19 protein-coding genes and 1 pseudogene are annotated in these 20769 nt (G+C 66.3%); 10 read left to right on the top strand and 10 right to left on the bottom strand.

The annotated features are described in order from the left end of the window. The first annotated feature begins 112 nt into the window (after nucleotides 1-112). The 5 genes from PWP93_RS20905 to PWP93_RS20925 all read left to right on the top strand — a co-directional run bounded on the left by PWP93_RS20905 (nucleotide 113) and on the right by PWP93_RS20925 (nucleotide 4582). Complete coding sequence (locus PWP93_RS20905; protein ID WP_421045783.1) at nucleotides 113-784, top strand: dienelactone hydrolase family protein; 672 nt, start codon at nucleotides 113-115, stop codon at nucleotides 782-784. 15 nt (nucleotides 785-799) lie between these two features. Further along, on the top strand, nucleotides 800-1525 hold the full coding sequence (locus PWP93_RS20910) for a phosphoribosyltransferase (RefSeq protein ID WP_421045784.1): 726 nt from the start codon (nucleotides 800-802) through the stop codon (nucleotides 1523-1525). Nucleotides 1526-1564: 39 nt separating this feature from the next. After that, a complete protein-coding gene (locus PWP93_RS20915) occupies nucleotides 1565-2887 on the top strand; it encodes an erythromycin esterase family protein (RefSeq protein ID WP_421045785.1) in 1323 nt (440 codons plus the stop codon). 170 nt (nucleotides 2888-3057) lie between these two features. Further along, nucleotides 3058-4095, top strand: a complete 1038-nt coding sequence (locus PWP93_RS20920; RefSeq protein ID WP_421045786.1) for a zinc-dependent alcohol dehydrogenase family protein — start codon at nucleotides 3058-3060, stop codon at nucleotides 4093-4095. A gap of 52 nt (nucleotides 4096-4147) precedes the next feature. Continuing rightward, the gene (locus tag PWP93_RS20925) at nucleotides 4148-4582 is read left to right on the top strand and encodes a hypothetical protein (RefSeq protein ID WP_421045787.1); all 435 of its coding nucleotides are present in this window, start codon (nucleotides 4148-4150) and stop codon (nucleotides 4580-4582) included. A 117-nt stretch (nucleotides 4583-4699) separates the two neighbouring features. Here the strand turns inward: PWP93_RS20925 and PWP93_RS20930 are convergent, their stop codons facing one another. The 6 genes from PWP93_RS20930 to PWP93_RS20955 all read right to left on the bottom strand — a co-directional run bounded on the left by PWP93_RS20930 (nucleotide 4700) and on the right by PWP93_RS20955 (nucleotide 8604). Continuing rightward, nucleotides 4700-5242 carry an Hsp20/alpha crystallin family protein gene (locus PWP93_RS20930; RefSeq protein ID WP_421045788.1) on the bottom strand — a complete coding sequence of 181 codons (543 nt, stop codon included), beginning with the start codon at nucleotides 5240-5242 and terminating at the stop codon, nucleotides 4700-4702. Between the two features lie 84 nt (nucleotides 5243-5326). After that, complete coding sequence (locus tag PWP93_RS20935) at nucleotides 5327-5929, bottom strand: hypothetical protein (protein WP_421045789.1); 603 nt, start codon at nucleotides 5927-5929, stop codon at nucleotides 5327-5329. Nucleotides 5930-6247: 318 nt separating this feature from the next. Beyond that, nucleotides 6248-6808, bottom strand: coding sequence for a cytochrome b (locus PWP93_RS20940; RefSeq protein WP_421045790.1), 561 nt, complete (start codon nucleotides 6806-6808; stop codon nucleotides 6248-6250). 37 nt (nucleotides 6809-6845) lie between these two features. Beyond that, nucleotides 6846-7220 carry a cytochrome b562 gene (locus PWP93_RS20945; protein ID WP_421026781.1) on the bottom strand — a complete coding sequence of 125 codons (375 nt, stop codon included), beginning with the start codon at nucleotides 7218-7220 and terminating at the stop codon, nucleotides 6846-6848. Nucleotides 7221-7341: 121 nt separating this feature from the next. Next, entirely contained in the window at nucleotides 7342-7983 is a 642-nt protein-coding gene (locus PWP93_RS20950) for a hypothetical protein (RefSeq protein WP_421045791.1), read from the bottom strand. Between the two features lie 42 nt (nucleotides 7984-8025). Then, a complete protein-coding gene (locus tag PWP93_RS20955) occupies nucleotides 8026-8604 on the bottom strand; it encodes a Spy/CpxP family protein refolding chaperone (protein ID WP_421045792.1) in 579 nt (192 codons plus the stop codon). Between the two features lie 50 nt (nucleotides 8605-8654). Here PWP93_RS20955 and PWP93_RS20960 point away from each other — a divergent pair, with 50 nt between their 5' ends. Both PWP93_RS20960 and PWP93_RS20965 read left to right on the top strand, forming a co-directional pair. Beyond that, a complete protein-coding gene (locus PWP93_RS20960; RefSeq protein WP_421045793.1) occupies nucleotides 8655-9248 on the top strand; it encodes a carboxypeptidase regulatory-like domain-containing protein in 594 nt (197 codons plus the stop codon). Between the two features lie 64 nt (nucleotides 9249-9312). Further along, nucleotides 9313-10227, top strand: coding sequence for a universal stress protein (locus PWP93_RS20965; RefSeq protein WP_421046146.1), 915 nt, complete (start codon nucleotides 9313-9315; stop codon nucleotides 10225-10227). Nucleotides 10228-10344: 117 nt separating this feature from the next. Here the strand turns inward: PWP93_RS20965 and PWP93_RS20970 are convergent, their stop codons facing one another. Then, entirely contained in the window at nucleotides 10345-11346 is a 1002-nt protein-coding gene (locus PWP93_RS20970) for a universal stress protein (RefSeq protein WP_421045794.1), read from the bottom strand. Between the two features lie 136 nt (nucleotides 11347-11482). Here PWP93_RS20970 and PWP93_RS20975 point away from each other — a divergent pair, with 136 nt between their 5' ends. Next, on the top strand, nucleotides 11483-13774 hold the full coding sequence (locus PWP93_RS20975; protein WP_421045795.1) for a heavy metal translocating P-type ATPase: 2292 nt from the start codon (nucleotides 11483-11485) through the stop codon (nucleotides 13772-13774). A gap of 8 nt (nucleotides 13775-13782) precedes the next feature. Here the strand turns inward: PWP93_RS20975 and PWP93_RS20980 are convergent, their stop codons facing one another. Next, nucleotides 13783-15963: a D-(-)-3-hydroxybutyrate oligomer hydrolase gene (locus tag PWP93_RS20980; protein ID WP_421045796.1), complete on the bottom strand. Its 2181-nt coding sequence runs from the start codon at nucleotides 15961-15963 to the stop codon at nucleotides 13783-13785. 423 nt (nucleotides 15964-16386) lie between these two features. On the opposite strand from PWP93_RS20980, the pseudogene PWP93_RS20985 reads away from it, so the two are divergent. Next, nucleotides 16387-17037 (top strand): annotated as a pseudogene (locus PWP93_RS20985) (sigma 54-interacting transcriptional regulator); the annotation flags it as partial. A 32-nt stretch (nucleotides 17038-17069) separates the two neighbouring features. Here the strand turns inward: PWP93_RS20985 and PWP93_RS20990 are convergent. Together PWP93_RS20990 and garL are read right to left on the bottom strand one after the other, a co-directional pair. Further along, nucleotides 17070-17981: a 2-hydroxy-3-oxopropionate reductase gene (locus tag PWP93_RS20990; protein WP_421045797.1), complete on the bottom strand. Its 912-nt coding sequence runs from the start codon at nucleotides 17979-17981 to the stop codon at nucleotides 17070-17072. A gap of 11 nt (nucleotides 17982-17992) precedes the next feature. Then, nucleotides 17993-18793: a 2-dehydro-3-deoxyglucarate aldolase gene (garL, locus tag PWP93_RS20995; RefSeq protein ID WP_421026789.1), complete on the bottom strand. Its 801-nt coding sequence runs from the start codon at nucleotides 18791-18793 to the stop codon at nucleotides 17993-17995. 251 nt (nucleotides 18794-19044) lie between these two features. Between garL and PWP93_RS21000 the strand changes: the two genes are divergently transcribed. Beyond that, nucleotides 19045-20628 carry an aldehyde dehydrogenase (NADP(+)) gene (locus tag PWP93_RS21000; RefSeq protein WP_421045798.1) on the top strand — a complete coding sequence of 528 codons (1584 nt, stop codon included), beginning with the start codon at nucleotides 19045-19047 and terminating at the stop codon, nucleotides 20626-20628. Nucleotides 20629-20769 lie beyond the last annotated feature (141 nt).

The following is a 20769-nucleotide window of genomic DNA, read 5'->3' on the forward strand; positions in this document are numbered from 1 at the left end:
CCGACCCGCGCCGCATGCGATTGATCGAAGTCAACCGGCGGTGCGAAGCCGCCACGATGATGGGATCAAGCGCCCCGCGAACCATGCACGGACGCCACCCCAGGAGGGACAGATGCAAGCGCTGCAGGTGGAGATTCCAGTCGATTACGTGACCTTGGGCGGAACCCTCGAGATGCGCGATCAGGCCCGCGCCATCGTGGTGTTCGCGCACGGCAGCGGCAGTAGCCGCTTCAGCCCGCGCAACCGGCAGGTGGCGGCGGGGCTGCATCGCGCGGGCTTCGCGACGCTGCTGTTCGACCTGCTCACGGCTGAGGAGCAGCGGCACGACAGCGTCGACGCCACGTACCGCTTCAATATTTCGCTGCTGGCGCGCCGGCTCGCTGCGACCCTCGTCTGGCTGCGCGAGCGGCCCGAGATCGCGCCGCTGCCAGTCGGTCTGTTCGGCGCGAGCACGGGCGCGGCCGCCGCGCTCGTCGCGGCGGCGCAGACGGATTCGGTGAGCGCGGTGGTGTCCCGAGGCGGTCGGCCCGACCTTGCGAGGGAGGCGCTTGCCGCGGTCACGGCGCCCACGCTGCTGATCGTGGGCGGACTCGACGAGGAGGTCGTCCGCCTGAACCGCAAGGCCGCCGCGCAGATGCGCTGCGAGCATCGCATCGAGATCGTGCCCGGCGCGACGCATCTGTTCGAGGAGCCGGGCGCGCTCGAGGCGGTGACGCGTCTTGCCAGCGACTGGTTCGGACGCTGGCTCGAGGCGCGCCCGATGACCCGCGGGGTCGAGATTTGATCAGGACGCCAGATCATGCGTGACCTGTTCCAGAATCGTGTCGATGCCGGCAGGCAGCTTGCCTTGGCATTGGAGCGCTACGCGGCGCGCGACGACGTCGTGGTGCTCGCGCTGCCGCGCGGCGGCGTGCCGGTTGGCTATGAGGTGGCGAAGGCCTTGCGCTGCCCCCTCGACGTGCTGATCGTGCGCAAGCTGGGCGCGCCGCAGAATCCCGAGCTCGCCATGGGCGCCATCGCCAGCGGCGACGCGCTCTACGTGAACAACGCAGTGATGCGCGCGCTCTACGTGAGCGAGGCGCAGTTCGCGGATACCTTCGAGCGCGAACGCATCGAGCTTCATCGCCGCGAGTCGGCTTACCGGGGGCAGCGGCCGCCGGCGGCGGTGCAGGGCAAGACCGTCATCGTGGTGGACGACGGCATGGCGACAGGCGCGACCATGCATGCGGCCCTCAAGGCGCTGCGTGGCAGACGGCCGAGGGCGCTCGTGGTGGCGGTGCCGGTTTGCCCGGCTGGCGCCGAAGAGCGCTTCGCCGGAGTGGCGGACGATTTCGTTTGCGTGTTGCAGCCGTATGGGTTCATGGGCATCGGGCAGTTTTATGCCGACTTCGCCCAGACCAGCGACGAGGAGGTTCGAGCCTGCCTCGACGCCGCGCAAGGCGGGCAACCGGACCCGGCTCACGGCGCTGCGGATGGCGCTGCGGGCGGCGCGCATTCTGTGCCGCCCGGCGGCGGCCCGGCTTGAGCGGCCGGTAAACCGATTCTGGCAAGGAGGGCATGGATCATGCAGCCTTCGAAGACCCCCTTTCTGGCCGTTCGCGACCTCGCGCAACGCCTCGACGGAACGCTTGCGGACTACGACGCACTGCTGGAGATGGCGCACGGCCGCGATCTGGTTCTGCTCGGCGAGGCGACTCACGGCACCGCCGAGTTCTACCGCATGCGCGCAGAAATCACGCTGCGCCTGATCGGCGAATGCGGCTTCGACACCGTGGCGATCGAAGGCGACTGGCCCGACGCCTGGCGCATCAACCGTTTCGTGCAAGGCGTGGGCGCCGACGACGCCACATCCGCGCTGGACGACTTCGAGCGATTCCCCGAATGGATGTGGCGCAATCGCGAGATGCGCGATTTCATCGCGGCGCTGCGCGAGCTGAACGCGGCGCGCCCGCGGCGGCAGCGCGCGGGCGTTTATGGTCTCGATCTGTACAGCCTCTACCGCTCGGCGGACGCCGTGATCCGCTATCTCGAGGCCGTGGATCCGCACGAAGCGGCGCTGGCGCGCGAGCGCTATGCGGCGCTCGATCACGTGCGCGAGGCGCAGACCTATGGCTACGCGGTGGCGCTCGGCGCGCGGCCTGCTGCGCGCGCGGGCGCGGTGCAGCAGCTGCTGCAACTGCGCGCCGGCGAATTCGAGTACCTCTCGCGCGACGGCACCGACGCGCTCGACGCGCAGTTCTTTGCGGAGCAGAACGCCCAGGTGGTGGTCAATGCCGAGGCGTACTACCGCGGCATGTTCAGCAGCCGGCTGAACACCTGGAACCTGCGCGACGCGCACATGGCCAATACGCTGTTCGCACTGGCGCGCTATCGCGTGCGGCGCGGCGGCAGCGGCAAGGTCGTGGTCTGGGCCCACAATTCGCACCTTGGCGACGCCCGCGCGACCGAATCGCGCCGGCGCGGCGAGTGGAACCTCGGCCAGATCGTGCGCGAGAGCGCGCAGCATCGCGCCTTGCTGGTGGGCTTCACGACCTGCACCGGCCACGTGTCGGCGGCCTCGCAGTGGGACGGCGAGGTCGAGCAAAAGTGGGTGCGTCCCGCGCTGCCCGAGAGCTGGGAGCACCTGTTCCACACGACGGGCTACGACCGGTTCTTTATGCCGCTGCGCGATGAGGCGTCCGGCCCGCTCGACGAACCCATGCTCGAGCGGGCCATCGGCGTGCTGTACCTGCCGCAGACGGAACGCCAGAGCCACTACTTCGAAGCCTCGCTCGCGTCGCAGTTCGATGCGCTGTTCCATCTCGACGAAACCAGCGCGCTCGAACCGCTCGAACCGGCGGCGGGCTGGCACCGGCGCGAGGGCAGCGCTCAGACGCCGGTGGCGTAGCCCCGCCACGCTTCCTTCTTCCTGATGCGCGTCGGCCCCGGTGCTCTTGATCGAAGTCAAATGCGCCTGGGCTCGGCGGCGCATGATCAAAGCCGATAGCGCCGGCACGCCGTTGCCACGCCGTTGGCAGGCGCCGCGCCGGCCCATTTCCGAACGCCGATGGAGAAAACATGAAAGCACTGGTCTATAACGGTCCGGGCCGCTTCGCGGTCGAAACGCGTCCGATGCCGGAATTGCGGGAGCCCGGCGACGCCATCGTCAAGATGTCGAAGACGACGATCTGCGGCACCGATCTGCACATCCTCAAGGGCGACGTGCCGAGCTGCACGCCGGGGCGCATCCTCGGCCACGAAGGCGTGGGCGTCGTGCATGCGGTGGGCAGCGGCGTGAGCACGCTTGAACCCGGCGATCACGTGCTGGTGTCGTGCATTTCGAGCTGCGGGCAATGCGAATACTGCCGCCGCGGCATGTACTCGCACTGCAAGACGGGCGGCTGGATTCTCGGCAACCGCATCGACGGCACCCAGGCCGAATACGTGCGCACGCCGCATGCGCAGACGAGTCTTTACAAGATCCCCGCGGGCCTCGACGAAGCGGCGCTCGTGATGCTCTCGGACATCCTGCCCACGGGCTTCGAATGCGGCGTGCTCAACGGCAAGGTCGAGCCAGGCAGCGCCATCGCCATCGTGGGCGCGGGGCCGATTGGGCTGGCGGCGCTGTTGACCGCGCAGTTCTACTCGCCCGCGCAGATCATCATGATCGACATGGACGCGAACCGTCTCGAATGCGCGAAGCGCTTCGGCGCCACGGCGTGCGTCGATCCGCGCGCTGCGGACGCGGTGGAAGCGGTCATGAAGCTCACGGACGGCGTGGGCGTGGACTGCGCCATCGAGGCGGTGGGCGTGCCCGCCACCTTCGAGCTGTGCGAGCAGCTGGTGGCGCCGGGCGGCACGATTGCGAATGTCGGCGTGCATGGCGTGAGCGCGTCGATCTTCCTCGACAAGCTGTGGGACCGCAACGTGTCGATCACGACGCGTCTCGTCGACACGGTGAGCACGCCCATGCTGCTCAAGACCGTGTGCGCCGGGCGCATCGATCCGGCCCGGCTCATCACGCACCGGTTTGCGTTCGACGATGTTCTCAAGGCATACGAAACGTTCTCGCACGCGGCCAGCACGCAGGCGCTGAAGGTCATCATCGAAATGTGAAATGCGAGGCGGGGGCGGCGCGCAGCGACGAAACCGCGAGAGAGGTCCGATCATGAACTTGCATTCGACCACGCAAACAGGCAACAGGGCCATGCCCTGTCCGGTACCGCGCGCCGATGCCCCGCGCGCGGCAATCATGGGCATGTGTGGGGGCGCGCCGCGCATTCAGCCGCCGCCGGGCGGGCAGCCGTTGGGGCAGCAGGCAAGCGCGGCGGACAAGGGCAGCCGGCGCCGTGCGAAACAGCGCGGGGCGTCGTGTACGGCGGCTTCGGGGCTGGCGAGCGTTGAGGTCGTCTTTTACAAGGAGATTCTCGACCATCGCGGATTCCCGCACCGCTGCGAGCTCATGCGCGTGCATGGCGAGTCCGTGGAACGCGACGAGGCCATCGCAGGGGCCATTTTCGAGTTCGAGCGGATACAGTGCGTGAGCCACTGGAACATTGCGGCGGACGGCTACGAGGTCCAGACGCGAGCCGCCGTTGTTTAGCGCGGAACCCTCAACTCCGGCTGCGCCGCTTTCACTTTCATTCTCCGCATGGCGCGCTTCCCGAGCCACACCGCCCGCATGAGCCGGGGCGAGCGTGGCTTCGGCTCCAGCCTTGCGTCAGGCCGCCTTCACCGGAATCTTTTTTTCGGCTTTGCGCGCTTCCGCGGTTTTGGGCAGCGTCACGGTCAGCACGCCTTTCTTGAAACTCGCTTCGATTTTTTCGCGATCGACGCCTTCCGGCAGCTGGAAGTAGCGCTCGAACGCGCCAAAGCGGCGCTCGTGGAGGTAGTAATCCTTTTTCTTTTCCTCCTTCTCTTCCTGCTTCTTGCCCTTGATCGTGAGGCCGCCGTTGGCGAGCTTCACTTCGATGTCGTTCTCGTCGAGGCCGGGCAACTCGGCCACGATCTCATACGCCTTGTCGGTTTCTGCAATGTCCACCGCCGGCGCGGCCGCGAACGCGCGTTCGCGGCGCCAGAACGGCTCGATGCCGAGGAAAGCGCGGCGCGGCGGCTGGAGGCTGAAACCGCGGTCGAAATCGTCGAAGAGACGGTCGATCTCGCGGCGCAGGTTTTCGACCGGGTGCCACGCCTGGAACACCGCAGGCCGCTGGGCGCTTTCTTCCGGCTTTTTCACGGGCAGCTTGGTCGTTTCGTCATTCATGGTGAATCCTCCTTGAAGAGAGCATTCATTGTCTGGCTGGGTGTCTGGCCGCTCTTGATTCACGTCAATTGATGCGGGACCGGCCTAGCGCAGCGGCATGCCGTTTCGCGTGATCTGGACGGCGGTTGCCTCGACGTAGTCGACCTTCACGCTGTCGCCCGGCTTGAGCCCGTCCATCAGGCTATCCGCCGTTGCCTGCAAGGTCATCGTGCGCGTGGGCCCGCGCACGGTGAGCTCGTGCTTGCCGGGGTCGACCTGCACGACGGTCGCCACCTCCTCGACCCGGTACAGCGACAGCGACGAACCGAGCGGCACGCCCGACGTGAAGCCTTTATCGATGCGTTTGCGTATCCCGTCCGAATTGGACTTGTCGGCGCGCAGCAGCAAGGCCTTGCTGAACGTGACGGCAACGGTGTCGCCGAGCTGGAGCCTGGCGACGTCGCCGAGGCGGCGGTCGACGATCACGTCCACCGGTTGGCCGTTGTCTTCGAGCAGCGTGATGCTGTTGCGCCCGGTATCGATGGCAAAGACAACCGCATTCGCATGCCTGACACTGGCGCCCGAGACCGCGTCGGCGGGCGCCGCCGGCGCGATGGTTTCGTCGGCGGCTGCCGTGCATATCGATGCCGCGCCGATGGCGAGTGCCGCTACGCCAGCAAGCATTCCACTTCGACCGATGCGTTGCATGGTGCTTTCTCCGTGGTGTGAAAACCGGATGCGTGCCCTCGAGCGCGCGCCGTGGCTCGAGCGCCGCGCATGACCGCCACCCAAGGAAAACATCCGTCCCGACACACAGATTTGCTTGCTTCCATGCCGTCACGATTGATGTGCATCAAGCGCTGCGCGCGCGCCTGGACCAAAAGCAAAAACCCCACGCTCCGAAAAACGTGGGGTTGTCAGCAATCCGGGGGGCTTCGTCTGAAAGCCGCCATGGAGTTGGCCGCGGGTTTCAGTGAAAGGCCAGACGTGCCGCTGCGTGCGTTATTTCAACCAGCAGCATTCGACTTATTCAGGGGCATGCGCCTGACGGTCCGGCCTCCGCAGAGGCAGGGGAAGCATGCGTGGAAGGATATTTCGTGCCTTGAAAACCCGATGTGCCAGGACCCCGGCCACGTGCAGGCCGATCAACGCAGCCAGCCCGTAGGCCGTCAGCGAGTGCAGTTGCCCGAGCAGATGCGAGAGCTCGCGGTTTTTCGGTATCAGCGCAGGCAGCGAAAAGAGTCCGAAGCAACTGGCGGCGTGTCCCGCCGCATTGGTCTTCATCCACCCGATCAGCGGTATGGCCAGCATCAATGCGTAGAACAAACGATGCACGGCCGTTTCCACAAAATGTGCCGGCGTGCCCGCCCGGTTGACCGATTCCGGCACCCGGCCCCGCACACGTACACGGTTCGCCAGGCGAATCAGGACGAGGCCCAGGATCGCAATGCCGATCGACTTGTGCAGGATGACCAGCTCCTCCCGGTCGTCGAGCAGCCAGCCGATGACGAGATTGCCGGTCAGCGCAACGGCGAGCAGCCAGTGCAGCAGGCTGACCGAGAGGGGATATCGCGAGAATTTTTCCATGGGCGGTGTTCGATTTTCGAATGAACGTGCGAATCGGTCAGCTGAGCAGGTGGTGATAATGCTTCCGTGTGTTGTTGATCTGGTGCAGCGCTTTCTTCGCGCCATTCATGTCGTTCACACGGATGGCCTGATCCACCTCGGCCAACTGTTGCTGCAACGCGTGCATGCCTTCGTCGTACGTGCGCTGGTCGTCGCGATAAGTCTGACGACTCGCTTGCTGCGCGTCGCGTTCGAGTCGGGCCACATAGCCGCTTAGCTCCGGCATCGTGGTGCTGGCCATCGCGCCCTGCATGGCCAGCTTCATGTCTTTCATCAGCGCCTTGATCTCGCCCGCCTGTGCGAACGACGGGGCGGCAAGAAGCGCAGCGCACAGCAGCACGCTGGCGCGAAGGGAAAGCGGAAACCCGGACATGTTCGTTGTCGCTCCTGGAGTGTGGAAGCGGCAAGCGTAGGGGAGGCAAGGTTAACGCAGGCTTAAGGACGTGCCGGTCCGGCCGATTCTCCCGCTGCCTGCCTCGGTCACGGTGGCCCGATCAGGACTCTGTGGTGTGGCCGCGCCCTGCGTCATCGGGCCGTTTGAGCGAGCGTCGCCACGCGAGCTTGCGTTGCTCGATCAGCATTTTCCAGTCGATCTTCATGAGCAGGTAGACGAAACCGAGCAGCGCGAGCTGCGTGATCACGAACCAGACGCTGAAATAGCCGCCTTCGAGCTGGAATTCCGGATCGACATAGGTGGATGCAAGTTTTCCGAGTCGAGCCCACACCGTATAGCTGACCGTGCGGCCGATGAAGAATGCGACGCCGATGTTCCTGAGCGGCAAGCCCGATAGTCCATAGGCGATGAAAAGATAGTTCGAAGGGAACGGGCTCAAGGCATAAAGAAAAAACGCGCTGACCGTCGTGGTGTTGTGCTTTTCGAGCCAGGCCTTGATCACGTCGATATTCTGCCGGTCGGCGTCTCGCATCAGTTTTCCGCGCACCAGCGATCGCGCGCAGTTCGCCAATACGAGCCGCCCGATGGTCGCCGCGCTCGCGGCGACGATGGCGAACTGCAAGGCGCTGCCTTCCGGAACGTTGAACCCGATCCATGACATGGCTATCCACGTAGGCGGTGCGAACGCGGGCATCAGGTTGATCAGCAGGACCACGGCGAAAAGAATCGCCAGCGTCGCCATGATGCCTCCTGGCAGATGGGCTTGGGGTGTTTCCTTTTTCCGCTACCAGACCATCGGCCCGCCTTCGCGCCAGTCCTCGCGCAACTTGTCCCGCTGTCCGGGGGTCAGAACGGCTTCGATCCGCTTACGCGCATCGATCGATGTGGTGTACATCTGCTGGCGCAAGTCGCGCAACGTCTTATAACTCCGGTCGATCGCGTTCTGGTCGCGCGTGGGCGCGATATACAAATCGCGGAGGCTGGCCTGCTGGTCGAGCATCTTGCCCATCAGCACCCAATGCGCCTTGCGCGTTTGATCGACGATAGCGTTGATGCGGCTGCGTTGATCGCGGGAGAGGTCGAGACCGCCCATTGCGCTGCCGTAACCCGGGCCGCAACCGTAACCGCCCATCATGCCGCCGCCCATCATGCCTCGTCCTGGCATGCCAAAGCCCATCATGCCGGGGCCCATGTAGTTGCCGTCGTACTCGCCCATCATGCCCGGACCGTAGCTGGCGCTGTTGGCAGTGTTGGCGTTGTTCGGGGCGTTGCGTTCGTCGGCGAACGACAGGGAGACGCCGAGACCGATTAGCAGCGCAATGCTGGCTTTTCCTATTGTTCTGGATAACGAAAGATTGCTCATGGCGGGCCTCTGCTGTATGACAGGAAGAGAACTTTGACGGTTACCGTGGGATGCAGCTTACGTCGCGAGGGTCTGGCGCGATTGATCTGTATCAACGGCCGTTTGCCGCCCACTCCTATTCTTGCTTCATCGATGCCGCGCGGCTAGACACGCCGTCGCCAGGATCACGCCAATGGGTGCCCGTCATGTCTGTTCTATTCCGCCTCCCCGCCATCGTTTTCATTGCCGGACTTTGCGCCTTTGCCGGGGCAGGTGACGCGCAGACGGCCCATATGCCCGCCGGGCGAAACGGCGTTCCCTACATCACGGGCGGCATCGGGCAAACCGAAGTCGAGGCGTTCAGGGCGCAGGCGAGCCAATACAACCTGCGCATGACCTTCGCGACGAAAACGGGCTCTTACCTGTCCGATGTCGACGTGAGCATCTGGACCGAACCGCATCATCGCCTGCTGCGCGTGCGTACGCGCGGGCCATTCCTGTTCGTCCGCGTGCCCGCGGGCCGCTACGAGATCGAAGTTCATCTTCGGTCGCAAAGCGTGACGCAGACGGTGCAGGTGCCGGCGCGTGGCGGTGCGGAAACGGTTATCCGCCTCGAGGATCCTGACGAATGCGGTGTGATCATCCTGTGCCGAAAGGCGCGGTGACCCGCTTGCCGGCCGTGCGGGTCATGGGGCGAATTCGACAATGAACGCACGCGTGCCGCTCAGAATGTTCGTCGCCATAGATACATCAGACGTTTCGCGCGACGTGCTGAGATTTGTTCGCGACGTGGCGCCAATCGATAGCGTGGTGCGCGTCGTCAACGTGGCGCCGGGCGAAGCGTCGGCTTTGCTGCCCGGCGATGCGGCCATACCGGTTGCGGAGCCGTCGCGCAACGGCCGGGTGCGGGCGAGGCAGAGCAGGCACGATGCAAGGGATGCGCTCGCGGACGCGGCGGACTTTTTTGCGAACGCCGGCATCCGCGCGGACACGCAGACGATCGAGATGTCCTGGCATGACGCCGATATCGGACACGCCATCGTCGCTGCTGCTGCGGCGTGGCGCGCGGAGCTTGTGGTCGTGGGGGCGCGGCAGCACCGGCAGTGGCTGCGCTGGCTCGAGGCAAGCGTCTCCGGCGCACTGACACGGCTGTGCCCCTGTCCGCTGATGATCGTCCCGCATGGCTGGCACGGCGGCGAAGGTGCTTGGCCGGCACGGATGCTCTTCGCGGCCGACTCCGCGGAAGATGCGCGACATTGCGCAATGTATGGGTTGCGCTTCGCGGCGCCGGACTCGCTTTTGCGCGCGGTATGCGTTGCCGCGCCTGCCCCGGTATGGCCGGTCGAGCACCGTGCAATGGGCTTCGATCGCGGCGCGAAGGCGCTTGCCGCAGCCAGGCAGGTCCTCGAGCGCGCCTCGATCAACGTGACGACGGCCACCATCGGCGCCGCCGAAACGAGCGACGACATTGCACGCGTCCTGGTTCGTGAGGCAGCCGAATGGCATGCGGATCTGCTGGTCATGGGCATGCACAGCAGCCAGGGGCTGAAGCGTCTCGTGGTGGGCAGCGTCGCCAGCCAGGTCGCCCATCTCACGCGCACGCCGCTGCTGCTGGTCGACGTCCCGGATGCGCTGGATGCTTGACGCCGCTTTGTAGCCGCTTTGTAGCCGCTTCGTAGCCGCTTCGTAGTCGCTTGTGGCCGCTTGTGGCCGCTACCTGGCGCGACCCGCCGCCCCGAAGGGGGCGGCGCCCACTCCCTCTCACTCCATTGCCGGCGGCACGAGCAGCAGGGGAACGGAGGCGAGCCTCGTGGCCCGCTCCGCGACACTGCCAAGCAGCCAGCGCGTCAGGCCACGCCGCCCGTGCGTGCCGAGCACGAGCAGTTGCGCATTCCAGCGCTCCGCCTCGCGTTCGAGCGTGTGCGGGACGTCGTCAAATGAATTAGCGGTTTTGACTATCGCGGTTTCGACGTTCCATCCTTCCTGCCCGCACGCAGCGAGGTCGGCGCGTGCTTTCGCGACAGCCACGCCACCGGCTTCGCTCAGCGCTTCCTCCAGCTTGCGTTCGAAAAATCCGGTGCCCGGCGCCAGCAACCGGTCGACCACATAGATCGCACACCAGTGCGCGTCGGGCGTGGCGAGCGCCGTGGCCGTCCGCAAGGCGGTGAAAGAGGCGTCGCTGCCATCGGTCGCGAACAGGATACGCGACGCAGCCTCGTCCTCAGGCGCCTCGTAGCCCGCGGGCACGAGCAAAACCGGCCAGCGGAGCAGACGCGCGAACGGCGCGGCAACCTCGCCTTCCACCCAGCGCATGAGGCCTCGATGGTGGCTCGTGCCGAGAACGACCAGGTCGGCCGGCCAGCGCGACGCGGCGGCGGCGATCGCGTCCACCACATCGCCCCCTTCCTTGCAAAGATCGACGACCTCTGCGTCGATGCTCAGTCCGCAGCCATGCAATGCATCGAGCGCCAGCTGGGCGGCTTTTTCGGCGTCGCGGTGAATTTCGTCTCTCGCGGCGTCGAGCTGCTCGGCCGCCCAAGTCCCGAGCGGCACGAGGGATCGCGGGTTCTCCGCGACGCTCACGATGCGCACCGCAGCATCAGGGCGCGATGCAGGGCCCAATGCGGAGCGCAACAGCTGGCCTAGATAGCGAAGCGCGGCCGTAGACGCGGGCGACGCGTCGACGGCGACCAGAATGCGCGTAACAGGCGTAACAGACGTAATGGACGCGGGCGCGCTGGAGTCGTTTGAAGGAGTCGTCATCGCTGTCTCGATCGGTAGTGAGGGCTGGCACGCTTACCGTGAACGCAAATCCGTCTGCGCGATTGATGAAGATCAATCGTGTGCGGTTCCGGGCGCGCATGATTCGAGTTCGACTGAACAGGACGCATAGCGGGCCATGCGGGACGTCATCCATTCGCTGAATTTTGTCTGGCTTGCCGCGTGCGTGACCGGCTTGTTCGCCGGGCTTGCGCTCGATGGGGCCGGTTTTCCCGACGCCGCGCGCCTGTCGTGGATGGCCGGCGCTTTGCCGGTTCTGGCGGCGCTCGGCGTCTCGACGGCCAGGGCGTTGCGTCGCCGCGAGGGCGGCGTCGACATGCTTTCGGTGCTCGCCATCGCCTTCGCGCTGCTGCTGGGCGAATGGCTGACCGCTGCGGTGATCGCCCTGATGCTCGCGAGCGGCCGGGCCCTGGAGGCCTATGCGGACAATCGCGCCCGCGCTGAAATGACCGCGCTGCTGAGCCATGCGCCACGAAACGCGACCCGGCTGGAAGCGGGACAGTGGAACCGGGTGTCGCTGGAGCAGATTGGCGTCGGCGACCGCTTGATGGTGCGTCACGCGGACATCGTGCCGGTCGACGGAACGCTGGCTGGAAATGCCGAGCTCGACGAGTCGACGCTGACGGGAGAGTCGCGTCTGTGCACGCGCGAATCCGGCGCGGCGGTGCGAAGCGGCGCGATCAATGCGGGGCCGACGTTCGAGATGATCGCGTCGGCCACAGCGGCGGACAGCACCTTTGCCGGCATCGTGCGCATGGTGGAAGTGGCGCAGCGCGACCGCAGTCCGGCCGCGCGGCTCGCGGACCGCTACGCCTGGTGGTTCGTCGCCTGCACGCTCGTGATGGCGGGGGGGAGCTGGATCGGCACCGGCGAAATCGAGCGGGCGCTCGCCGTGCTCGTGGTCGCCACGCCTTGCCCCCTGATCCTCGCCGTGCCGGTCGCCATTGTTTCGGGAATCTCGCGATGTGCGCGTCGCGGCGTGCTGATCAAGGGCGGCGCCGCGCTCGAACAGCTGGCAACGGCGCAAACGCTCTTCTTCGACAAGACCGGAACGCTGACCGGCGGCGCCGCGCGCGTCGTCGCTATCGAGACGGGGCCCGGCGGTACGCCGGAGCGCGTGCTGCGTGTGGCGGCTTCGCTGGCGCAGGCCTCGAACCACGCCATCTCCGACGCGCTCGCGGCGGAGGCACGCACGCGCCAATTGTTGCTGAGCGCGCCCCTCGACGTGCGGGAGACGGCCGGAGCCGGGATGCGCGGCAACGTCGACGGGCACGCCGTGGCGATAGGAAGCTTCGATTTCGTGAGCTCGGCATCGGCCGTCGCGCCGTGGGCCGGCCGGTTTCTTCGCCGCATTGCCTATGAAGGCGCATCGTCGGTCTTCGTCAGTGAGGACGGCGTCATGACCGGCGCTATCCAGATGGCCGACAGCATTCGCATGGAGACGCCGCGCGCATTGCGTTTGCTGCGGCGCGAAGGCATCGCGCGCATCGAGATGTTGACGGGCGACCACGCCGATGTCGCCCAAACCGTGGGGGCCGTCCTGCAAGTCGATGCGGTGCGGGCGGGCCAGACGCCCGCCGGCAAGCTCGCTGCGATTCAGGAGGCCAAGCGGCAGGGCCCGGTCATCATGGTCGGCGACGGCGTGAACGATGCGCCCGCACTGGCGGCCGCCGACGTGGGTGTTGCAATGGGCGCGCGCGGCGCCGCCGCATCATCCGAAGCGGCCGATGTCGTGCTGCTCGTCGACCGGCTCGACCGGCTGGTCGACGCACGCCGCGTCGCTCGCCGGACGCGTCGCATTGCGATCGAAAGCGTGTTTGTCGGCATGGGACTTTCTCTGGTCGCGATGATTGTTGCCGCGCTCGGCTTCCTGCCGCCACTGGCGGGCGCGATCCTTCAGGAGGTGATCGACGTGGCGGCCATCGCGAACGCGCTGCGGGCGCTGGGAGGTGCGCCTCGACGCGCGGCCGGCGTGCTGGCGCCCGACGACGTCGCGCGCCTGAGCGGCGAGCATGCGCAACTCGAACCGGTGACGGAGCAGATACGCCGGCTCGCCGACGAGCTGCCGCGGTTGTCCTCCGCGGCAGTCAAGGACCGGCTCGCGCACCTCAACGACTCGCTGAGACGGATACTCGTACCGCACGAGGTGAGCGACGACACCCATCTTTATCCGCGAATCGCCGGACTGCTCGAAGGCGAGGACCCGTTGTCAACCATGAGCGCGATGCATCGGGAAATATTTCGCCTCGCACAGGCCCTGGACCGCATGGCCAATGACCTGTCCGAAGATTGCGCGGGCGCCGACTGGCGGCGCGAAGCCCAGCGACTGCTGTACGGGCTCGATGCGATCATCCGGCTGCACTGTGCACAGGAAGACGAACTGTTTCACGCACTTGCCCAGGATGGCTGAAACTGCCGTCAATGCGGCACGTTCACCACCCCGTCGCGCGCGCTGATCGCATTGCTGCCGGGATTCGCAACGATCGCCGGCAGGTTGGTCAGCGCCAGCGCCGGCGCGGCGCCCGGGTTGCCGCCGCGCGGCAGGGTGCGGATGACCTGCGAAGGCGGCAGCGGCGTGCCGTTCTTCAGGTGATCCCACATCAGATTGAGCGCTGCGATGTTGTAGTAATGCACCGGCACGTAACGATTGTCGAAACCCGGCACGCCCAGGAACGCGTCGAAGTGCTGTCCGTTCATCACCTCGTAAAGCGATAAGTGGCTGCGCGAGCCTTCGCGCACGCTGTTGGCCGCGAGATACGCGCGCGACGCATGATTGATCGGCACCAGTGCGTCGCTGCGGCCTTGAACGATGATCGCGGGCTTGCCGTGCAAATTCGCATTCACGCTGATCGCCTGCACGCTCTGGCGCATGCGCGGGTCGCCGTTGGTCCACAACGCGCGCATGCATACGGCGCCTGCAAAACTGGCATCGGGGGTGGCGAGCCGATGGTCGGCCCCGCCCGGCGGCGTGACGTTGTAGACGAGATTCACGCCATTGGTGGGCGGCACGCCATTGCCGAGCCCGAACACGGTCAACATGGGCGAGAGCGCGGGCGTCGCGCCTGCTGCGCCCGTCGATGCGCTGGTCGTGCCGAAGCTGAAACCGCACAGGTTGTCGATCACGCTCGAGCGCGTGTACGCGTTGGCGTAAGTCACCGCCACGGCCGGCACGGCCTGCGAGTCCCACATGGGCGCTTGCAGCAGGTCGGAATCGGCTTCATAGCCCGCTTCGTGCAAACGCGCGAGCGCGTCGTTTGCCTGCGTTTGCGTGTCGCTGCCGTGCACGTAGCCCGCCGACGCCAGCGAGGCGCAGCGCGCCTGGCGGATGGCCGCCGTCGTGGCGGCGGGCAGCGCGGTGAGATAAGGCGCGCCAGCGGCGCTATCCGCGAGCGCGGCGCACGGCTGCAGCAGGTTGGCGAGCGTCATGTATTCGGCGAGCGGCTTGCCCGCCGCCGCGATGCGCTGGCCGCCTTCCCTGACCTGGGCGTTGCCGGGCATGCGCACGTTGATCTGCGGTTCGCCGACCACCACGGCCGTGATCCACTTTCCGGGGTCCTGCTCGGCGGCCGCGAGCGATGCGCCGCCGCCGTTGCTCACCGAAGCCGCGATCGTCGTGATGTCGCCTGGCGCGTAGCGCACGCCGTGGTTCGGCGCTGCATTTGTCGCTGCATTCGACACATCAGCGCGCGGCGCGAACGGCTGGTTCAGCACCCAATACGCAAACTGCACCGCCTCGAGCGTGTCCTTGCCCCAGTCCGCTTCCGGATTCTGCTGCGAATGCGCGTGCTTGAACGCGTAACGATTCGGGTATTGCTGGTTGTACGCGGCCAGCGCAGCGGCGGGCAGGTTCGCGGTGAAGAGACTGTTGCGCCCGGCCGTGGCGGCATCGGCAGGGAGACCGTCGATCAGCGTGACTGTGCCGGTCATCAGTTCGTGTGCGCCGTTGCCCGAGCCCTTGTCGGTGTAGGCCACCGCGCAGCCGCGCTTGAGGCCCCACTCGCCGGCTGCCGAGATCGCACCGTACACGCCGCGCGAGCCCGACGAGGTTGCCGTCACGATGCAGGGGTTCGCCGGGTTGAAGCTTGCCGGCACCTGAACGAGGAGGCTGACGTTCTGCCGGCCCGAGCCGTCGTCGGCATACGCGAGATATTCGGTGCCGGCAATTTTCCCTTCGCCCAGCGTGTCGTTGCCGTACACGTCCACGTTAGGTCCCCAGAAGCGCCCATAGCCGCCGTTTGCGCTCATGTCGACGAGCGCGCGGTAGTTCGACCAGATGGCAAGCCGGCGCAACTCCGCTGCGGTGGGCGCCGCCGGGTTCGCAATCGACGGCGCCGCGCCCGCCAGACCGGTCTTGCCGAGACCGGCCGTGAGCAGATCGTCGCTCACGCCGTCGTAGCTCGTCGACTTCAGGCTGCCCGCCACCACGAACGACGGCAGCCGGTTCAGCGCGGCGTGGCCGCCGTTGCCGCCGTTGCCACCGTTGCGTTTCCCGGCTTGATTGTCTGCATGAGCGCCGGGCACGAGCGCCGCGCCGGCTAGCGCCAGTGCCGCGCCGAGCAGCGCGAATTTATGTCGGACTGCAAACGGGGTATCTCTCATCGATGTCTCCATGATTGTTGTTCAGGCAACGGGTGCTGCTTCGAGAAGACGTTCAGACCTGATGGGGCCGCGGCATCATCGGAGCCTGGGGCTGTTCACATTCATAACGGGCTTGCGAACGTGCCTTGCCGGCTGCAGTGCAAGGAGCGCGGCGCGCCGTTTGGCCGAGCCAAACAAGCGACGCGCGAGGCCGCAATGCGGCCGGCAAGGCACGTTCCCCAAACTCTACAATTTAATCTCGGGGCTGGCCGCCAGAAGGGCCGTTATGAATCTGAACAGCCTCCTGGAACAAGCGGGTTGCCGATTCCAGCAAAGATTTCATGCGGGTTTCACTGCGCGATCCATCCGCCGTCGACCTTGATCTCCGCGCCGCGTATTTCGTTCGCGGACTCGGAGCAGAGAAAGGCCGCCACGCCGCCAATCCAGGAGTTCGAGCCGCTCGGCTCGAACCGCATCGTGCGCACCGATGTGCGCATCATCGCGGCGACCTCGGCGGATCTGCCCGCACTGGTGGCGCAGGGCGGATTTCGCGCGGATCTCTACTATCGCATCAACGTGCTGACGATCCGCGTGCCGCCGCTGCGCGAGCGCCTGGCCGACATCGAGGCGATGGCGTATGCGATCCTCGACAAGCTGTCGGTGGAAAGCGGCGCCGTGCATCTCGAACTCGACCGCGATGCGCTCGCGGTGCTGTGCGCGTATAGCTGGCCGGGCAACGTGCGCGAGTTGCGCAATACGCTCGAACGCGCGGTGCTGCTGTCGGAGAACGAGCGGATCGATGCGCGTTCGCTGGCGCGCTTCATCGGTGGCGGGCGCGGCCAGATCGAGGCCGAAGACGACGCGCGCGGCGCAGCGGGCGATCAGCGCGACGAGCCGAAGGGCGCACCGATTGCCGCCGTGCCCGATCGCGCCGGCGCGCAGCAGTACGACGAAGCGATGCAGGATTTCGAGCGCCGCTTCCTGACCGATGCGCTGCGCGCGGCGCACGGCCATGTGGCGAATGCCGCCGCGCGCAGCGGCATGGCGCGCGCGACGCTATACCGGCGCATCGTCGCGCTGGGCATCGAGGTTTGAATCGCGGTTTGAACCATGCCTGCGCGGCGAAATCACGCCACCTGTTGCCCGATTTCATGATTCGCGAGCAGTTCTAGCGCGCGCACCATCGCCGAGTGGTCCCACGCCTTGCCGCCGTGCGCGACGCACGCGTTAAAGAGCGCCTGGCAGGTGGCGGTATTCGGCAGCGATACGCCGAGCGCCTGCGCCGTCGAGAGCGCGAGGTTCAAATCCTTCTGGTGCAGCTCGATGCGGAAGCCCGGATCGAAGGTGCGTTTCGTCATGCGCTCGCCGTGCACTTCGAGAATGCGCGACGACGCGAAGCCGCCCATCAGCGCTTCGCGCACGCGCGCCGGATCGACGCCGGCCTTCGAGGCGAGCAGCAGCGCTTCGCCCACCGCCTCGATGGTCGCCGCGACGATCACCTGGTTCGCGACCTTGCACACCTGGCCCGCGCCCACCGCGCCGATCAGCGTGACGTTCTTGCCCATCATGTCGAACAGCGGCTTCACGGTGTCGAACGTCGCTTGCTCGCCGCCCACCATGATGGTTAGCGAGCCGGCTTTCGCGCCTACCTCGCCGCCCGAGACCGGGGCGTCGAGATAGTCGGCGCCGCGCTCGCGCACCCGCGCCGCGAAATCGCGCGTCGCCATCGGCGAAATCGAGCTCATGTCGACGACGATCTGGCCCGCGCGCAGTCCGCTCGCGAGCCCCTGTTCGCCGAATAGCACGCGCTCGACGTCCGGCGTGTCCGGCACCATCACGAAGATCACGTCGGCGTGGGCGGCCACCGCGGCCGGGCTGTCGCACGCCACGGCGCCGGCCCGGGTCAACTCGTCGGGCACGCCGCTGCGCGTGAACCCGGCAAGCGCAACGCCGTGCTTCAGAAGATTGGCGGCCATGGGCTTGCCCATGATGCCGAGTCCAATAAAACCTGCTTTTTTCATCGAATGCTCCTGAGTCATGCGGGCGGCGCTCAAGCTTCGCCCGCCCGCTTCTGCATGAAATGTTTCTGAACCGCTTGCGCGGCGCCCTTGAGCAGCCCGAGATCCGCGCACACCGCGACCACGCGCGCGCCCATCGACAGATAATGCTCCGCGTCCGCCTGCACGGTCGCGAGCGTGCCGCTCGCTTTGCCCGCTGCCTGCGCGCGATCGAATACGTGCGCGATGGCCTGCTGCACGTCGGGGTGATTCGCGTTGCCGAGATGGCCGTACGACGCCGCGAGATCGGAGGGGCCGACGAAGACCGCGTCGATGCCTTCCACCGCGAGAATCCTGTCGATCGCCTCGACCGCCTTGCGGCTTTCGATCTGCGCAATCACGCAGACGTTGTCGTTTGCGAGTGCGAAGTAATCGGCGAGCGTGCCGTAGCGGTTGCCGCGATGGCCGACCGACACGCCGCGGATGCCCTGCGGCGGATAGCGCGTCGAGGCGACGGCGCGGGCGGCGTCATCGGCGCTGTCGACGAACGGCACGAGGAAGTTCGAGAAGCCGCTGTCGAGAAAGCGCTTGATGACGACGCTGTCGTTGGCCGGCGGCCGCACGACCGGCGCGCTGCCGCTGTCCTTGAGCGCCATCAACTGGGGGATCAGCGTGAGCACGTCGTTGGGCGCGTGCTCGGCGTCCAGCAGGATCCAGTCGAAGCCGACCGTGCCCAGCAGCTCGGTGACGATCGGGCTGCCCAGCGACGCCCAGCAGCCGATCTGGGTTGCACCGCCGCGCACCGCCTGGCGGAAGCGGTTGGGCAGGGACTGGTAAGGCGTGACGGTGGACATCGGATGTCTCCTGAATGGCGATGGATCTGAAAACCGGCGACGATGACGGCAAACCCGCTGCAAAAAACGCAGTCTATTGTGAGGTTATAAGTCATCGTATGTCTAGTGGCAGGGTAACACCGATGGCTTCGCTTGTAATGGGTGCGTAAACCCGGAATCCCCAGTCAGATAGGCGTGCTCCCGGTTGCGTGCAAGTTATTTCATGTTGTAGGATGACATATATCTAAAGACGCCATTCGAGGAAAGCCCAAATGCCTGTTACCGGAGAGATGCTGGTCGGCCGCCAAGCCGTGCGCGGCGAAGAACAAGCGCTGCGCGCCTTCAATCCCGCGATGGGTGCCGAGATTGTCGAGCCGGTGTTCGGCAGCGGCACCGTCGCCAATGTCGATGAGGCGTGCGAGCTGGCGCGCGCAGCCTTCGACACTTATCGCCAACTGCCGCTCGCGGTGCGCGCGGAGTTCCTCGAGCGCATCGCCGACGGCATCACCGCGCTAGGCGACGAACTGATCGAGCGCGCCCAGGCCGAATCGGGCCTGCCGAAAGCGCGCCTGGAAGGCGAGCGCGGCCGCACCACCGGTCAGCTCAAGCTGTTCGCGCAGGTCGTGCGCGCGGGCCAGTGGCTCGGCGCCACGCTCGACTCGCCGCTGCCCGAGCGCAAGCCGCTGCCGCGTTCGGACCTGCGCATGCAGAAGATCGCGCTCGGCCCGGTTGCCGTGTTCGGCGCGAGCAATTTCCCGCTCGCGTTTTCGGTGGCGGGCGGCGATACCGCCGCGGCGCTCGCGGCGGGCTGCCCGGTTGTCGTGAAGGCGCATCGTGCGCACCTTGGCACCTCGGAACTGGTCGGTCGGGTGATCCAGCGCGTCGCGCAGGAGATGGATCTGCCCGAAGGCGTGTTCTCGATGATTGTCGGCGCGGGCAACTCGGTCGGCGAGGCGCTTGTTGCGCACCCGGCTATCACGGCGGTTGGCTTCACGGGCTCGCGTGCGGGCGGCACCTCACTCATGCGCGTGGCGGCAGCGCGTCCCGAGCCGATTCCGGTCTATGCGGAAATGAGCAGCATCAATCCGGTGTTCCTGATGTCCAATGCGCTTGCAGCGCGCGGCGAGAGCATCGCGCGTGGTTTCGTCGACTCGCTCGTGCTGGGAGCGGGGCAGTTCTGCACGAACCCGGGGCTTGCGATTGCGATTGAAGGCGATGCGTTGGAGCGCTTTGTCGCTGCGGCTTCCGAGGCGCTGGTTGTGAAGCCGGCGCAGACGATGCTGACTTCGGGCATTCATGCCGCGTATGAGGATGGCGAGGGCAAGCTCGCTGCGACGAAGGGCGTCGAGGCTGTGGCGCGTGGCGTGGCCGCGACTGGTCCGACCCAGGCGCGCGCGGCGCTGTTCGTGACCGACGCGCAGACGTTCTTGTCGACCCCGGCGCTGGAAGACGAAGTGTTCGGCCCGGTGTCGACGGTTATTCGCTGCAAGGACGAGCAGGAGTTGCTGAAGGTGGCCGAGCACTTTGCCGGTCAACTGACCGCGACGTTGCAGATGGATAGCGCCGATGTGGCGAGCGCGAAAAAGCTGGTGACGATACTCGAACGCAAGGCGGGGCGGATTCTGGTCAACGGTTTCCCGACTGGTGTGGAGGTGTGCCACGCGATGGTCCACGGCGGTCCGTTCCCGGCCACTTCGGATGCACGCGCGACTTCGGTTGGGACGACGTCGATTGATCGCTTCTTGCGCCCTGTGTGCTATCAGGATTTTCCGGCTGAGTTGCTGCCGCAAGCGCTGGCTGATGAGAATCCGCTTGATTTGTGGCGTCGCCGCGATGGGGAGATCGTGCGGGGTTAAATTGAAGGTACGACAGCGAAAAAATGGCCGGATGGTTCACAGATCTCCGGCCATTTTTTTGCCCGCGATACGAATCAGTGCAGGTTCAGGCATTCTGATGTTTCATGACCAACCTCTCATTCATATTGGGAAGATTGTGCC

It is taken from the genome of Paraburkholderia sp. A1RI-2L, from assembly GCF_048957375.1.
Taxonomy (GTDB): domain Bacteria; phylum Pseudomonadota; class Gammaproteobacteria; order Burkholderiales; family Burkholderiaceae; genus Paraburkholderia.